Source organism: Shewanella vesiculosa (assembly GCF_009994065.1).
GTDB classification, from domain to species: Bacteria; Pseudomonadota; Gammaproteobacteria; order Enterobacterales; family Shewanellaceae; genus Shewanella; species Shewanella vesiculosa.
Genome location: NZ_JAACSD010000009.1, coordinates 135,760 through 149,503 on the forward strand (window position 1 = coordinate 135,760; position 13,744 = coordinate 149,503).

Genomic DNA, 13,744 nt, shown 5'->3' on the forward strand with positions numbered 1-13,744 from the left:
TTTATTGTTATGTTTTTTAAGAGGTCAGCAACAAAGGGTAATTGTTTCTAATATGAAATTATTATGTTGCCTCTTTGTTTTGTATCATACCTGAATAACATCATAGTCAAACATGTAGCTTAAATAAATATTTCATTTAGCCACTAAAAAGATAAGGGTATTTAGATTGTTAACAACATAAGGGCTGTATTTATCATGCCCTTATGCTGTTTGAAATATAATAATCGGAGGCTTACAAGGAACGGCGAGGAGGTACTATTACGTTGGCAAAAATGAGTCCTGCGATTAAGGACATAAAAATGAGGAATATTTGTGAGCCTAAATGGGCTTGATTCAGCATCGTTTCACCTGAGATAAGTGCATTTAAGCCGATATAAGTTTTGCTACCCGGAACAAGAATAACAATACCTTGGAGTAACGCAATCGACACTGGTGCCTTCATCCAACGGGCGTATAGGTTCGAATAAATACCTACCGCGAGCGCGCCGACAAAAATGCCAATAGATTCACCTAAGTAGATACCGCCGAGCATGGCAGAGAAAAAGGCCACAATGCCAGCAAAAACACCCCAAGGAGAGTCTTTTAAGCGTGCTTTAAAGATAATCACCAGTGACATAGACAATAGCGGTACTGCAGACCAAATCGCCCAGCGCGGCAGTGGTATCGGTTCGACATAAATGGTTTCGCCAAATATCGCTTTCCCTATGGTCATGCCAAGCACTGCACCAAAATACAGTTTAAACAACTGCATGACTGCATCCATGATACGTGCAGTACCCGAGATTAAGTCGCGGGCGGCTAGCTCCGCTAAGCCAAGCGTGAGCGCAAGACCAGGAACAAAAATAATAATCCCTGATAAAATGGTCACAGGTAAATTGATACTCGGGTCAAATTGCGCAATCCCTGTTGCCAAGATAGCGCAAACGACCGCCGCCATAGGCTCAAGCATTTCTGCAATACGTTTTGAACGTTCAGCCCAAAAAACGAGGCTGTATACCAGTAAGCCTAAAATAGCCGACCAAAAAACGTCATGCCAACCAGTACCCATTAACATGGCAAAGGCCCCCGCACTTGAGCCAAAAGCTAATAAGGTGAGTTTATGGCCATAAGGATTGGGTTTATTGGCGATTTCTTCTAGGCGCTCTAACGCTTCTTGCAGAGTGCGCTGGCCAGAACTAAGCTCTTCCACTAACTCAAAAGTGCGTGCTAATGAACCTAAATCGAGGTCACCAGGTTTGACGCGAGCGACATGGTTATACTCTTGTTCAGTATCGTGTTGCAGTACAAAAGTCATCGAAGTCGGTGATATTAAAAAGTAACCTTCAATACCGAGCGTGCTACATACCGTTTGCAAGTGGGATTCTAAGCGATACGCAGGCGTACCAAACTTATGTAAGTATTTTCCTAACTTAATAATAAATCGGCGTTTTTCTAAAAAATCCTGATTATCCACTGGGCGATAGTCACTCTTGTTAGGGTGTTGAGCTAGTTTTGGCGCGAATATTAACCGATTAAGGCGTGTGTTTACAGCCAAACTGATCCAAAATGTTGGTATAACATCGATATGTTAAAGATTGATGTAATAACAATAATATAGTCGACTCAAGGAATAACACATGACATTGATGATATCGGGTTTATACGCGGGTTTAACGGCGGTATTGGTTTTAGCATTATCGTACAAAGTGGTTAAATTTCGTCGCGCAAATAAAATAGGTATCGGTGATGGTGGTCACCAAGGATTATCGATTGCGATTCGAGCGCATGGCAATTTAATTGAAAATGCACCCATAGTACTTATTTTGTTAGCGTTGGCTGAATTAAATGGCATGCCAGTTTACTTGATACATTGTTTGGGCACCGCTTGGATTGTGGCGCGCTTATTACATGCTATTGGATTAAATCAAGGTCAAGGTGGCTATCATTTTGGCCGTTTTTGGGGCGTATTAATCACGTGGATTGTGCTATTAACCTTAGCGGTCGCTAATATTGGCTTCTTTCTTGGGTTATAACATTGAAAGCATAAGGGAATAGCAATATTCCCATGTGTTTTACAAGGTTATAAAAGGATAAAAATATTTCACTTTTGATGTTTTTTTAGTCACACTTAGTGTCGCTGTACTGCTATACTCCGCGTCCGTTAAATTCAGCTGTAGGCTGATGTTGTCATCGGATCAGTTAGACTGGTTTTCCCCATTTATGTAGGTCATATACATGCAAGTTGAGTCAACGTTATTTAATTATCCAAAGTTTTGGGCTGAATGCTACGGAACTGCACCTTTTTTACCTATGTCTCGCAAAGAGATGGATATTTTAGGTTGGGATAGTTGCGATATTATTGTCGTGACTGGCGACGCGTATGTTGACCATCCTAGCTTTGGTATGGCGGTGATTGGGCGAATGTTAGAAGCTCAAGGTTATCGTGTGGGTATTATTTCGCAGCCAGACTGGTCAAACAAAGAAGACTTTATGCAGCTAGGTCGCCCAAATCTGTTTTTTGGGGTAACCGCTGGCAACATGGATTCGATGATTAACCGTTACACAGCAGACCGCAAGTTACGTCATGATGATGCCTATACTGCCGGAGATATTGGTGGTAAACGCCCAGATCGTGCGGTAACCGTGTACACCCAGCGTTGTAAAGAAGCCTTTAAAGATGTACCGGTTGTGATTGGCGGCATTGAAGCCAGCTTACGCCGTATTGCTCATTACGATTATTGGTCAGATAAAGTCCGTCGCAGTGTGATTTTTGACGCCAAAGCCGATATTTTAATTTACGGCAATGCTGAACGACCATTAATGGAAGTTGCACGTCGTATTGCTGCGGGTGAAGCCATTGGTGATATTGACGATGTTCGTGGTACCGCAACAATGCGTAAAGAACCTATGCCCGGTTGGCGCGGCATGGATTCACGCAAAATTGACCAACTACATAAAATTGAGCCATTACCTAGCCCATATGGTGCTGATGATGTTGGTTGCAGTAATTTATCTGGTCCAACAGACGAAAAGATTTTTGATAACGATGCGCCCAAAGCCATTAGCGTGCAACCGCCGCGTCCAAAGCCATGGGAAAAAACCTATGTGCTGCTTCCTGCCTATAACAAGGTCAGCGAAGATAAGTATTTGTATGCCCATGCCTCGCGTATTTTGCACCAAGAGCAAAATCCGGGTTGTGCCCGTGCCTTGTTTCAACCACATGATGCCAACCGTGGTGTATGGGTAAACCCACCAGCGTGGCCATTAAACACTGACGAGATGGATGCGGTATTCGATTTACCGTATCAACGCATCCCGCATCCGATGTATGGCAAAGAAAAAATCCCAGCTTACGATATGATTAAGACGTCAATCAATATCATGCGTGGTTGTTTTGGTGGTTGTTCATTCTGTTCGATTACCGAGCATGAAGGGCGAATTATTCAAAGTCGCTCGCAAGAGTCGATCATCAAAGAAATTAAAGACATTCAAGAAAAAGTGCCAGGTTTTACCGGTGTTATTTCTGACTTGGGTGGCCCAACGGCAAACATGTACCGTTTAGGTTGTACCAGTGAGAAAGCAGAGAAAACCTGCCGACGTTTATCGTGTGTGTTCCCGTCTATTTGTGGCCATCTGGGCACCGACCATAAACATACCATCGACTTATACAAAGCGGCGCGTGAAGTACCTGGCATTAAAAAAGTGCTAATCGCTTCGGGTGTGCGTTACGACTTGGCTATCGAAAACCCAGAATATATTCGAGAGTTAGCGAAACATCATGTGGGGGGGTATTTAAAAATTGCCCCTGAACATACCGAAGAAGGCCCACTCAGTAAAATGATGAAGCCAGGTATGGGAACCTATGACAAGTTTAAAGAGCTGTTTGATAAGTTTTCTAAAGAGGCCGGTAAAGAGCAGTTTTTAATTCCGTACTTTATTTCGGCGCATCCTGGTACTACCGATGAAGACATGGTCAATTTGGCATTATGGTTAAAAGGCCAGAAGTTTAAATTGGATCAAGTACAAAATTTTTATCCATCGCCGATGGCCAATGCGACCACGATTTATCATACCGAACTTAACTCACTGAAAAACATTAAACATGACAGTGAACAAGTGACAGTGCCGAAAAAAGGCCGTCAGCGTAAATTGCATAAATTTTTGTTACGTTACCACGACCCTGTCGGCTGGCCGATGATCCGTGAAGCGTTAGTGGCTATGGGTAAAGAGTCGTTAATTGGTAATGGTCCAAATCATTTGGTACCACCAGAAACGCGTAACGAGCAAACTAAAGTGAAGTGGGGCCAAAAGCCGTCGCTTAAAGCGAAAGAACAAGGCGGCCAAAAGGCGATGACCCGTTTTTCTGCCGACCAGTTTGAAGACCGTAAAGGTAACACTAAAGCGGATAAAGGCAGTGCTAAGCCAGTAGGGAAGAAACCAAAGTCTCCAGCTAAGCCTTCGAGCCAAGCGGCAAATGGGCAAGCACCCAAAAGCCAGGGCGCTAAGCGTCCAGCTAAAGCGACCACTTGGGCGACTAAGTCTAAATACGCTAAGTAAGCTAACACGTTAACTTATTGTCATAAAACCCGCATTAACATTTGCGGGTTTTGTTTTTCTAGCAGCAATAGATTCAATAACAAGGTAATGTGGGCTAATACTGTCGCTAATACTGTAGCGAATAGTCATAAGTGTTTTACACTATGACTCTTTATCGATTTAATCGTTTGAAAATCTAATTATTTGATAAACAAGGAATAATCATTATGCCAACGTTAATTAGGCTGAGCGGATACCTTAGTGGGGTATTACTGTGTGGTAGCACTATGTTGGTTAATCCTGCTTATGCCGCAAACTCGGTACAGCAACAGCAATTTTTTGAAGCTATTAGCGCTCTTTGTGGGAAAGCTTTTGCCGGTAAGATCACTGCTGGTGGCAGTGAAGGAGATGGCTTTAGTGGCAAACCATTAGTTATGCATGTAAGAGAATGCACCGATCACCAGTTACGTATTCCATTTCATGTTGGTGATGATCACTCTCGCACTTGGGTGATAACTCAAACCGATACCGGATTGCGCTTAAAGCATGATCATCGCCATAAAGATGGCAGCGATGACAAAGTGACTATGTATGGTGGAGAGACCCGTGATACAGGCACAGCCAACTTGCAAACGTTTCCAGTAGACGATGAGTCTATTGCCAACTTTAAGCAACATGGCTTAACGCAATCGGTTACTAACGAGTGGCAAATGATGATTGAAGCCAATACTTTTACTTATCGGTTAACCAGGGAAAATCGCGACTTTAAAGTTGAGTTTGATTTATCTCAACCAGTTGCATTACCGCCAGCCCCTTGGGGGATATAAATAGGTTTTTGGTAGGTTTATCGGTTTTGCATGGCCTGCGGCCACTAGCGTTGTGGTGCTTCGCCCATAGCAGAGTAAGTTAGTAGGTTGTCTTATTACGCAGGCTAATTTAATCGTCATCCCGGTAATGTTCGTGAGCCGGGATCCAGGTTTGTACTTTTGTACTTTTGTATTTATGGCCACAGGCCATACCTTAAAAACCACTTATTCAAAATAATTCAGGCTGCCAATGGCAGCCTGAATGTTATGTGCTTAAGAGTGTTAAGACTCGTCGCGGTTACTTACCATCAAAAGTAAATGACTGACCGGCTAGGGCGGCTTCAAACATTAATCCACCTTTAGCGGCGGTAAATATCGCCATGCCATTGATGTAGGCTGCAGTCGCAGCATGATTACTGCCAGCTTGTCCTGCACCCGCAGAATTACCTGTGGTGCCAACTTGAGCATTAGCACCAAGGTTAATTGCTACTGCTGACGCTTGAGCGCTAAACTCAAAACTGCCGCTGGTAAAATCATTGTATGCTTTGGCATCTTTAAAGAAGATTATTTCGCTATAGGCCTGTCCGCCTAGCTGAAAACCGATTGATAGTTGGGTTAATGTAGAATCACCCATGTACGAGCCTGCCTGATACACTCGACCGTTACCATAAGCAGCACCAATACCTATACCCCCTTTGGCGACACTGGGGAAGATTGCATAACCATAAGCTGAATCAAATAAATGTCGGCTTTCATTGGCTTTTTTAAAATTGGTAGTTGCATCGTTATAAGCTGCTTCGTCAGCAAAACTAGGAGCTGAAAACGCGAAGCTTAATAACACAAGAAAACTAGAAAACACTAAGCTAATTGAACGTTTCATAAATAACCTCGGTGACTATATTGTCATGATAAAACTGGCCTTAGAGTAGCATAACCCTTACATAGCGTGCGTTAATTAACATTTATATTCTGCTACTCGCAATACGCTCTTAAGCATAATGTTAACGTGAGACATGCGCTGTTAGTCTTTTTTATCACTGCTATTTTTAGTCGTGTATTGACTGGTATCGCGTCCATCTTTATTGGTCATTAACTGCTGTAAATAGGTGATTTCTTCATCGTCTAGTAGCGAATGAGCTTTAAGTTGCGACTGTGACGTATCATCTTTGCTGCTGGCGTTGAGTGCACCGCGCAAATAGGCTGATCGTGTGACTTGATGGATACCATACAAGGCAAACACATAGACTGTGAATAGAAGGCTTAATTGAGTTACTGCTTGAATTAACAAGGATACTGAATCACCTAAGTAAAATGGTAAGTATACCAATACAATTCGCAGCACCCAATTAATCAAAATACCTATGGTTAATACGCTTAACCAGCGAAAACGAATAACTTGTAAGTTAGGTTGCCTACTGGCTAAATATTGTGGTCGATAGCGTGATAACAAGCAATAAATCGCCCAAGAATAACCCATGGTTTGCAGCATTAATAATAGGGGTAAAATGACTGCTAGTAGGTTAATCGTGTTTAACTCAGCGAGTGATGTAATAGTGTTTTGTAAGTTTTTAGGGGCGATACGAATATGAAACAAGATGGCTGAACTGGTGACTAAGGCAGCAAGAATAGCCCCGCCAAAATGTTTAATGATCAGTGGTTGGTAGTCTTGTTCGGTTAAGCTGCTTTTACAATATAAATACAGCATGGGCATGAGTAAAAAATAGATTGGAATGAATAACGTTAGGGCCAAATGGATTGGTATTGGAGCTGTTTCTTGTGTTAGCAACCCGGTTAAAAAATAACAACCGATGAGTAAAAATATTCCGGCGAGTAGGCTATGGCTGCGAGTGCTGCTTTGATAAATATAATGAACATACACGCCCACTCCAAGGCAATGAATGCCTCCGAGTAAGGAAAGCCACCAGTATGTTTGAATAAATAAATCGTTAAATTGGTTCATTTTCACTCTCTTGGACGACAGTGAATACTAACCTACTTTCTGCAAAGCAAGTAGTTTACGATTGTTAACCTTGCTTAACTTTTCGAAAATGTCTGTTTGAGGCTTTTTCTGGTGGTAAACCTGGTGCAGGTTTACGCTCAGCAAGTAAATGCTTAATCGCCATAATGGGATGTGGTAATAACATTCTTGGCCCAGCAAACATCATAATTTCGCGGGCTCTTTGTTTCATTTGGGGCTTGTAGCAGTGTACTGGGCATTTATTACACGTTGGTTTTTGTTGGCCGTAGGGGCAACGATCTAAACGAGTGTTGGCATAGCTTAGAAACTCACTACATTGTAGGCACACATCTTTGGCTGGTTTGAGTGGGTGGTGCACTTTACAGTAGATTTCCACCATAGCTTGCATAGTGCGAAACTCATAGAGTAATTGGTCACTCAATAATTCTGCTTCAGCCATAAGGTTATCCTTGATTTAATACCTTAGTAAAATAGTCTGATATTTGCAGTGTAAGCTCGATGATAACAGCTAACAAACTGAGTGTAGTTAACTTTGATATTCGGCCCAAAATTAACTTTATATGAGGCTAAGATCGCAAAAAAGATTGGACCAGTGCTCAAATGATCGGCTATGTATGCCTTTTTACAGATTAAAATAGATAAATTGTCGCTTTTATAGTGTACATTGAAATAATAATGGTAGATGCTTAAAAAAACAGCGCGCTATCATTAACCCTTTACATTACCTCACAATAAATGTCGTTGTGAGTGAGAACAAATAGTGTGTTATGGCACTTAATCAGCAAGGTGGAAGCCTAATGAAGATCATTTTAATGCTCGTATTGGTTGCAATTGCTCTGTACCTATACAGACGCACTCAAGCAGTGGCAAAACAAGAACTTGATAAAACCGATAGCAATGCCACTGAGCATTCGTCATCATCTGAAGTTGCTCAACCGTCATCGCCAGCCGCTACCGATACGGCGGATGCAGAGCATAAGGAATTAGATAAACCGGCAGCTGATGTCGTTTTAGGCGATTCTGTAATTAATGCCCCTCAGAGCACATCGGCTACATTGGTCGATGAACCAAGTACAACCGCTAATACTTCGCCTGTCGATACTCAACAAGCAGAACTCACGACTGAGCCAGATGCTGAGCTAAATGATTCTGAAACTACAGATACCTTGAGTCATGCTAAGAGTCCATCAGTTAACGCTTCTCCTGTCGATACTCAACAAGCAGAACTCACGACCAAGCCAGATGCTGAACTAAATGATTCTGAAACTACAGATACCTTGAGTCATGCTAATAGTCCATCAGTTAACGCTTCTCCTGTCGATACTCCAAACGTAAAACTCACGACCAAGCCAGATGCTGAGCCAAATGATTCTGAAACTACAGATACCTTGACTCATGATGAAACTGGATCAGCGGATACATCTGCGACTGCAGTGTCGACTCTCCAAGCTGGAGGATTGAGTTTGGAGCCCGCTAAAGGCGATTGGGCTAGTGAGAGTTTGCAACAACAGGTTGAAGTAGCCAACAATGCCACAGATCTTCAAGGCCAGCATGATGGTTTAGTCAGTGTGATTAACCATTGTTATAAAATGCGTAAGCAAGCTGATTATTGCCAATATGGCGCAGCATTGCAGCTAACCTATTTAGAGCTCTATCGCTCACTGCATCAGCAACATGTGGCTCAAAAAAATACTGACGATATCAAAGCGCCAGCGTTTATGCAGTTATCAACCTTGTTAAATGATGTTGGTCAATTTGATGAAGCGCTTAAGGTGTGCCAGCAAGCACTTGAATACCAGTTAACTGATGGAACTGTCACTGGGTTTGAAGGGCGAATAAAACGCATCGAAAAAGCTAAAGCTAAAGCGAGCTAATAGGCTAATCAACACTGTTGCATGGATATCAGGTATGATATTCAAAAGGAAAGCGGACCTTGGTTCGCTTTTTTGTTGCTTCAGATCCAATGATTTTAAGGTTTAAAATGATATTAATGACCCGTACATTGACTACAATATTGCTGATAACTGCCACGCTTGTCTTACTTGGCGGGTGTATGCGTACTCCAGAATGGACCTTATTTTATGTGGCTGAACACACGCCTGTGCCGACGCAAATTGTCCTGCAAGAGCATATTTCTGGTTATTACGATTCATTAGAACAATGCCAAGCTAAAGGTGCAGGAATGTTACGCTTACAGGCATCATCATTGCCAGCAGAGAAAGCTTTTGCTTGTGGTGAACAGTGTCAGGTAAATGAACAACAGCAATTACAATGTAAAAGTCAGGTTGTTGGTGCTGCATATGATGCACTTTAAGCAAGATTTTTTTGAACAATTAGACGGCTTTTATTCACAAGTTTATCCGCTACCCATCAGCAATCCTCATTGGCTTGGTTGGAGTGATGACGCCGCGAAACTGATTGGATTACAAAAACCTAATAATGAATTGTTGATGCAGTTATCGGCTAACTATGCCGCGCCTGGCGCCAGTTATTATGCGCAAGTGTATAGTGGTCATCAATTTGGCGGTTACACTCCCAGATTAGGCGATGGTCGCTCAATTATATTAGGTGAAGCTATTGGCCCTAATGGTGCTTGGGATGTCGCGTTAAAAGGTGGCGGCCCAACACCTTACTCTCGCCAAGGTGATGGCCGGGCAGTAATGCGCTCTGCGGTGCGCGAGTTTTTAGTATCAGAAGCGCTTGCGGCGCTTAATGTGCCCACAAGCCGCGCATTAGCCGTTATCGGTTCCGACTTACCTGTATGGCGTGAAAGCCAAGAAACAGCAGCTATTACGGTACGCCTGGCTAAAAGTCATATTCGTTTTGGTCATTTTGAATATTTTTTTCACAGCGAAAGCGGTGATGCTGGTAAGTTGACTCAATTAGTGAATTTTACGATTCAGCAGCACTTTACCCACTTATCCGCCGATGCTGCGGGTTATAAGCAGTGGTTTTATGAGGTGGTGCAATCTACTGCAAAAATGATTGCCCATTGGCAGTCCATTGGTTTTGCTCACGGGGTAATGAATACCGACAATATGTCGATACTCGGTGACACCTTTGACTTTGGCCCCTTTGCATTTTTAGATACTTTTAAAGAAAACTTTATCTGTAACCACTCTGATCACGAGGGCCGTTATGCATTTGGCCAGCAGCCCGGAGTAGGTCTATGGAACCTTAAACGTTTAGCCCAAGCACTCTCGCCCATTATTGATGCTGATGATTTAATTGCGGCATTAAATACTTATCAAACTGAATTAGTTAACCAGTATTTAAGCCTAATGCGCGCCAAATTAGGGCTGCCTCAAGCGAGCATTAACTCAAATACATGCACTCAGGCGGCTCAAGCTGAGCTGGATCAGCAAGATTTACAGCTCGTGGGGCAGTTAACTGTTTTACTGGAAGCGAATCAACTTGATTACACCAATAGTTTACGTCGTGTGGGTCAAATTGACCCGAGTAGCTCTTATTGTACTTTACGTGATGATATGGTCGATCTTGCAGGCTTTGATACTTGGTATCAAGCTTATCAAAAGCGAGTGGGTGAAGTGGCAGATGTCAATGCGTGGCAAGGTGATCGCAATAGTGTTAACCCGAAATACATTTTGCGTAATTACCTCGCGCAAGAGGCCATTATTGATATAGAAGAAAGTGGCGATAACAGTAAGTTATTACAACTCCAACAATTGTTAAGTCGTCCTTTTGACGAACAGCCCGAGATGGAAGATTTTGCTAAACGCCCACCAGAATGGGGACAAGGCCTAATTATGTCTTGCAGCAGTTAATTGAATTATTTTAGTCGAGTTAATTTATGAAATTATTGTCAGCCCAATTAGATCCCGCAGCATTAAGTCTTATTATTAAAGCTGAGGTGGATTTTGAGCAGTTTGAACGATTTGCAGAACCGCTGGCGGCGGCACTTGATTGCGAAATCCGTGAGCGCCAATGGGGCGCAGATCGCCACCAATGGTTGCTGAACTTTGAAGGCAGTCCTCTATGGTTACATTATGAGTTTTATGGTGATATTTGTTGGATATCTACCGATAGCGCTGCAGAATTAGACGTACTAGCGTTTTTGTTAACGCTACTTGCTCCACATATTCAAACGACTAAAGAAGGCATACATGGATAACCGTACGGGCGCAGAATTTCATTTTCAGGCACTGAGACCCGATCTCATTCTTGATGCCATTGAAAGCATTGGTATCTTCCCTGAGACGGGATTATTAGCGCTAAACAGTTACGAAAATAGAGTGTATCAGTTCCGTTGTGACCAAGGGAGGCGCTATGTGGTCAAGTTCTATCGACCACATCGTTGGAGTAATGAGCAAATTCAAGAAGAACATGATTACGCCTTGGCTTTAGCGGCCGAAGATATTCCTATTGCTGTTCCTGTGGTTATCGAGGGTAAAACCTTATTTGAGTATCAAGGTTATCGTTTTGGACTATTCCCCTCTATTGGTGGTCGGGCATTTGAAGTTGATAATTTAGATCAACTCGAATCGGTGGGCCGTTTTATTGGGCGAATTCATCAGTATGGTGCAACACAACCTTTTAAGTACCGTGAATCGCTAACGCCGGAGATTTTGGGAGATGAGTCTTATCGCTATTTACGTGAAAGTGATATGGTTTCAAGCGCGATGCAAACAGCTTTTTTTACCGTAGTTGAGCAGGTCTTAGATAAAGCCAAGCAGATATGGCAGCAACATCGTTTTACGCCTATACGCCTGCACGGAGACTTGCACCCTAGTAATATTTTATGGACCCCAGACGGCCCCGGATTTGTTGACTTAGACGATGCCAGGCAAGGCCCAGCAATACAAGATTTGTGGATGATGTTAACTGGTGATCGCCATCAACAGTTGTTGCAGCTTGATATTTTATTAGAAGGCTATCAAGAGTTTTGTGATTTTGATGCTAAACAGCTGGCTCTGATTGAGCCGTTAAGGGCTTTCAGGATGGTGCATTATAATGCGTGGTTAGCCAAACGCTGGCAAGACCCAGCATTTCCAATGAATTTTCCATGGTTTGGTGATATAAAGTACTGGGAACAACAAACGCTAGCGTTTAAAGAGCAGTTATCTACGCTCAATGAACCTCCGCTGAGTTTACCCAGTTTTAATTAACAATATTTCATAATCACTACCTAATCGTATTTAGTTACAAATACAATTAGCTAGCAATTGAGTTACAGGCTAACGCTAGACTATGATAGAGCCAGCGTATTTATATTTTGCCTATTAGAAGGAAGTAAAATGAAAAAAGCATTACTGATGGCTGCTGCACTCTTGCTAGCGCCGATGGCTGCGATGGCTGCCGATTATAAAGAAGGTGTTCATTACACTGTGATTAGTGATGGCCCTGAAACTGCCAAGCCAGAAATTACTGAGTTTTTCTCCTTTTACTGCCCACATTGTTTTAATTTTTCTAAAACTGTGGTGCCTAAAATAGAAGCGACTTTACCTGAAGGCGTAAGCTTTAATCAGGAACATGTTGAGTTTATTGGTCGTGAAATGGGTGTTGAAATGTCTCGTGCATTTGCAGTTGCGCAGCAGCTTAATGTTGAGAAAAAAATGGAAGCAGCTTTGTTTAGCGCTATCCATGAAAAACGCCAGCAGTTCACCCGTCCTGATGATATCAGAGCGATATTTATTGCTAATGGCATAGATGGTAAAGCTTATGATGCCGCAGCAAAATCATTTATGGTGAATGCCAAGATGTCTAAAATGAAGCGTGATACTGAAAATGCGAAAATTTCAGGTGTGCCTTCATTGGTTGTTAATGGTAAATATCGTGTTGAAACAAGCTCAATTAAATCTTATGACGAGTTAATTGATATTGCATATTACTTAACGTCTATGAATAAAAAGTAGTGTTAACTGCTGATATTTTAAAAGGAGCTTAGGCTCCTTTTTTGTTGCCTGAATATTTGTGATTTAAATGCTGGCAAGGGCCAGTCGTCACTTATTCGCCTGTAAAAGAGCTTGGTCGCATTATTTATAGGGAGTGTATTGTGGTGGGGGAGCGGATATTACGTTACGGCAAAAACGTTAATCAAAAGACTGTAAGTAAAAAGTGTCAGGCAAAAAAAAACCGTATGTCTATAAAAGACGATACGGAGATGAGTTAAATAACTCTTTTTTACCCTGAGTAACATTAAAGATCCTAACATGGCGTCAAAATATTGGCAAGCGGCATTAAAGTGTCGTTTTGTTTTTGGATTGATCAACCTGATAAAAAATAGCGTATTGATGAAACTCTTCCGCAGGCGCGTGGTCTAATCTTTTGACATTAACCTTGTAGTGGCTCAACTAGAAAACTAAACAAAAAGTGAATAGTCGTGTTAAGTGGTTTTATCGACGCTTTAGACTTCTATCTGTCGAGTTATACATAACTTATTGTCGTTATTTCATCGCAATTTACATATGTTATCTTGTTGGAGGAA

At 42.2% G+C, this 13,744-nt stretch carries 13 protein-coding genes; 9 read left to right on the top strand and 4 right to left on the bottom strand.

Going from position 1 to position 13,744, the window contains the following annotated elements; genetic code table 11:
- Positions 1 to 232 precede the first annotated feature (232 nt).
- The gene (locus GW828_RS11400; protein WP_124017546.1) at positions 233 to 1,453 is read right to left on the bottom strand and encodes a threonine/serine exporter family protein; all 1,221 of its coding nucleotides are present in this window, start codon (positions 1,451 to 1,453) and stop codon (positions 233 to 235) included.
- A 163-nt stretch (positions 1,454 to 1,616) separates the two neighbouring features.
- Between GW828_RS11400 and GW828_RS11405 the strand changes: the two genes are divergently transcribed.
- The 3 genes from GW828_RS11405 to GW828_RS11415 all read left to right on the top strand — a co-directional run bounded on the left by GW828_RS11405 (position 1,617) and on the right by GW828_RS11415 (position 5,342).
- Positions 1,617 to 2,012: an MAPEG family protein gene (locus GW828_RS11405; RefSeq protein WP_182697779.1), complete on the top strand. Its 396-nt coding sequence runs from the start codon at positions 1,617 to 1,619 to the stop codon at positions 2,010 to 2,012.
- A gap of 202 nt (positions 2,013 to 2,214) precedes the next feature.
- On the top strand, positions 2,215 to 4,536 hold the full coding sequence (locus GW828_RS11410) for a YgiQ family radical SAM protein (protein ID WP_182741968.1): 2,322 nt from the start codon (positions 2,215 to 2,217) through the stop codon (positions 4,534 to 4,536).
- Between the two features lie 206 nt (positions 4,537 to 4,742).
- Positions 4,743 to 5,342, top strand: coding sequence for a hypothetical protein (locus GW828_RS11415; RefSeq protein ID WP_182741967.1), 600 nt, complete (start codon positions 4,743 to 4,745; stop codon positions 5,340 to 5,342).
- Between the two features lie 277 nt (positions 5,343 to 5,619).
- Here the strand turns inward: GW828_RS11415 and GW828_RS11420 are convergent, their stop codons facing one another.
- From GW828_RS11420 to GW828_RS11430, 3 genes are all read right to left on the bottom strand, one after another.
- Positions 5,620 to 6,201, bottom strand: coding sequence for a YSC84-related protein (locus GW828_RS11420; protein WP_182697782.1), 582 nt, complete (start codon positions 6,199 to 6,201; stop codon positions 5,620 to 5,622).
- Positions 6,202 to 6,342: 141 nt separating this feature from the next.
- A complete protein-coding gene (locus tag GW828_RS11425; RefSeq protein WP_273058834.1) occupies positions 6,343 to 7,281 on the bottom strand; it encodes a hypothetical protein in 939 nt (312 codons plus the stop codon).
- Positions 7,282 to 7,345: 64 nt separating this feature from the next.
- Complete coding sequence (locus tag GW828_RS11430; RefSeq protein WP_182741965.1) at positions 7,346 to 7,738, bottom strand: nitrous oxide-stimulated promoter family protein; 393 nt, start codon at positions 7,736 to 7,738, stop codon at positions 7,346 to 7,348.
- A gap of 358 nt (positions 7,739 to 8,096) precedes the next feature.
- On the opposite strand from GW828_RS11430, the gene GW828_RS11435 reads away from it, so the two are divergent.
- The 6 genes from GW828_RS11435 to GW828_RS11460 all read left to right on the top strand — a co-directional run bounded on the left by GW828_RS11435 (position 8,097) and on the right by GW828_RS11460 (position 13,172).
- Complete coding sequence (locus tag GW828_RS11435) at positions 8,097 to 9,173, top strand: hypothetical protein (RefSeq protein ID WP_182741964.1); 1,077 nt, start codon at positions 8,097 to 8,099, stop codon at positions 9,171 to 9,173.
- A 179-nt stretch (positions 9,174 to 9,352) separates the two neighbouring features.
- The gene (locus tag GW828_RS11440; RefSeq protein ID WP_273058829.1) at positions 9,353 to 9,613 is read left to right on the top strand and encodes a hypothetical protein; all 261 of its coding nucleotides are present in this window, start codon (positions 9,353 to 9,355) and stop codon (positions 9,611 to 9,613) included.
- Positions 9,603 to 11,084, top strand: a complete 1,482-nt coding sequence (locus tag GW828_RS11445; protein WP_182723127.1) for a protein adenylyltransferase SelO — start codon at positions 9,603 to 9,605, stop codon at positions 11,082 to 11,084. Before GW828_RS11440 ends, GW828_RS11445 begins: the two co-directional genes overlap by 11 nt.
- 26 nt (positions 11,085 to 11,110) lie before the next feature.
- A complete protein-coding gene (locus tag GW828_RS11450) occupies positions 11,111 to 11,431 on the top strand; it encodes a DUF3630 family protein (RefSeq protein WP_124017519.1) in 321 nt (106 codons plus the stop codon).
- Positions 11,424 to 12,425, top strand: coding sequence for a serine/threonine protein kinase (locus tag GW828_RS11455; protein ID WP_124017520.1), 1,002 nt, complete (start codon positions 11,424 to 11,426; stop codon positions 12,423 to 12,425). Before GW828_RS11450 ends, GW828_RS11455 begins: the two co-directional genes overlap by 8 nt.
- A gap of 129 nt (positions 12,426 to 12,554) precedes the next feature.
- Complete coding sequence (locus tag GW828_RS11460) at positions 12,555 to 13,172, top strand: thiol:disulfide interchange protein DsbA/DsbL (RefSeq protein WP_124017521.1); 618 nt, start codon at positions 12,555 to 12,557, stop codon at positions 13,170 to 13,172.
- Positions 13,173 to 13,744: the final 572 nt, after the last annotated feature.

What these genes read in the sequence shown, in the direction of transcription:
- GW828_RS11440 (WP_273058829.1), top strand. Translation starts at nt 9,353, where the DNA reads ATGCGTACTCCAGAATGGACCTTATTTTATGTGGCTGAACACACGCCT.
- GW828_RS11405 (WP_182697779.1), top strand. Translation starts at nt 1,617, where the DNA reads ATGACATTGATGATATCGGGTTTATACGCGGGTTTAACGGCGGTATTG.
- GW828_RS11460 (WP_124017521.1), top strand. Translation starts at nt 12,555, where the DNA reads ATGAAAAAAGCATTACTGATGGCTGCTGCACTCTTGCTAGCGCCGATG.
- GW828_RS11450 (WP_124017519.1), top strand. Translation starts at nt 11,111, where the DNA reads ATGAAATTATTGTCAGCCCAATTAGATCCCGCAGCATTAAGTCTTATT.
- GW828_RS11445 (WP_182723127.1), top strand. Translation starts at nt 9,603, where the DNA reads ATGCACTTTAAGCAAGATTTTTTTGAACAATTAGACGGCTTTTATTCA.
- GW828_RS11435 (WP_182741964.1), top strand. Translation starts at nt 8,097, where the DNA reads ATGAAGATCATTTTAATGCTCGTATTGGTTGCAATTGCTCTGTACCTA.
- GW828_RS11425 (WP_273058834.1), bottom strand. Translation starts at nt 7,281, where the DNA reads ATGAACCAATTTAACGATTTATTTATTCAAACATACTGGTGGCTTTCC.
- GW828_RS11420 (WP_182697782.1), bottom strand. Translation starts at nt 6,201, where the DNA reads ATGAAACGTTCAATTAGCTTAGTGTTTTCTAGTTTTCTTGTGTTATTA.
- GW828_RS11410 (WP_182741968.1), top strand. Translation starts at nt 2,215, where the DNA reads ATGCAAGTTGAGTCAACGTTATTTAATTATCCAAAGTTTTGGGCTGAA.
- GW828_RS11430 (WP_182741965.1), bottom strand. Translation starts at nt 7,738, where the DNA reads ATGGCTGAAGCAGAATTATTGAGTGACCAATTACTCTATGAGTTTCGC.
- GW828_RS11415 (WP_182741967.1), top strand. Translation starts at nt 4,743, where the DNA reads ATGCCAACGTTAATTAGGCTGAGCGGATACCTTAGTGGGGTATTACTG.
- GW828_RS11455 (WP_124017520.1), top strand. Translation starts at nt 11,424, where the DNA reads ATGGATAACCGTACGGGCGCAGAATTTCATTTTCAGGCACTGAGACCC.